Origin of the sequence: Rhodococcus sp. KRD175 (assembly GCF_017168275.1) — a bacterium.
Classification (GTDB): Bacteria; Actinomycetota; Actinomycetes; order Mycobacteriales; family Mycobacteriaceae; genus Rhodococcoides; species Rhodococcoides fascians.
This window is the reverse complement of record NZ_JABFAQ010000028.1, coordinates 1-1,418: the sequence shown is the minus strand read 5'-3', so window position 1 is coordinate 1,418 and position 1,418 is coordinate 1. Positions and strand designations below refer to the sequence as shown.

General features: G+C 62.8%; 1 protein-coding gene. It reads right to left on the bottom strand.

Annotated features, from left to right (window positions below; translation table 11 throughout):
* Window positions 1-33: 33 nt before the first annotated feature.
* Entirely contained in the window at window positions 34-1,308 is a 1,275-nt protein-coding gene (locus tag J1M81_RS24190) for an IS256 family transposase (protein ID WP_003946207.1), read from the bottom strand.
* Window positions 1,309-1,418 lie beyond the last annotated feature (110 nt).

The following is a 1,418-nucleotide window of genomic DNA, read 5'->3' as shown; positions in this document are numbered from 1 at the left end:
GAGATATTGTCAAGACCTGTGGATGAGCGGTTTTCAGGCGGCCTCCTGGGTGCCTGAGGTGGCGTCGGGTTCGACGAGTTTGCCTTTCTCGAAGGTGGCGCCATCACGGACCAGTTTCACCAGATGTGGTGCGTTGACCGCCCGCCATTTCGACTGCGCGGCCTCGATCAGTTTGTAGGCCATCGCGATGCCGGCCGCGCGGGATCCGGGGCCTTTGGTGACTTTGGTCCGTAGCCGCACGGTCGCGAACGTCGACTCGATCGGATTGGTGGTCCGCAGATGAATCCAATGCTCAGCGGGATACCGATAGAACTCCAGGAGCACGTCGGTGTCGTCGACGATCTTGGCCACGGCTTTCGGATACTTGGCACCGTAGGTCTTCTCGAATGCAGCGATGGCTTGACGGGCATGCTGTTCGTCTTCGGCGTTGTAGATTTCCTGCATCGCTTTGATAGCGTTGGGGTGTGCCGATTTCGGCAGTGCCGCAAGCACATTGGCTTGCTTATGAAACCAGCAGCGTTGTTCCCGGCTCTCGGGGAACACCTCGCGGACCCCGGCCCAGAACCCGAGCGCGCCGTCCCCGACCGCCAGGGTCGGGGACGGCATGCCACGGCGTTTACAGCTGCGCAGCAGATCGGCCCACGACTCGGTCGATTCCCGGTAGCCGTCAGCGAGCGCGATCAACTCCTTGCGGCCGTCGGCGCGGACGCCGATCATGACCAACAGACACAGCTTCTCCTGCTCCAGGCGCACCTTGAGGTGGATGCCGTCGACCCACACGTACACATAGTCGGCGGTGATGTCGCGGTCGGCGAAGGCTGCGGCTTCTTTCTGCCACTGGGCAGTGAGTCGGCTGATGGTGGCCGCCGACAACCCAGCGCCGGAACCGAGGAACTGCTCGAGTGCCGGCCCGAAATCGCCGGTGGACAGTCCATGCAGGTACAGCAGCGGCAGGACCGCGGAGATCTCCGGGCTTTTGCGTGCCCACGCCGGCAGAATCTTCGACGAGAACCTCTGCCGCTCACCGGTGTCTGGGTCGACGCGCTTGTCGTTGACCCGCGGTGCCTTCACCGCAACCGCACCCGCAGCGGTCATCACCTCCCGCTCGTTGTGGGAGCCGTTACGCACCACCAGACGGTGCCCGTTCTCATCGACCTGATCGGTGAACTGGTCGATGTAGGCGGCGACCTCGGCGCGCAATGCCGCGGCGAGCATCTGCCGAGCACCGTCTCGGACGATCTGATCGAGGATGGAGCGGTCCTCGCCAGCCGGGTTGGAACCTTCGTTGGAGTTGACTACCGTGAGCACGAGGCGTGCCTTTCCGCCAGCGCTGCAACGCTGACTTGATCAAGTGACTACCAGGATCATATTTACGGGAAGGCACGCCCTCCCTGATCCACAGGTCTTGATCATTCCTC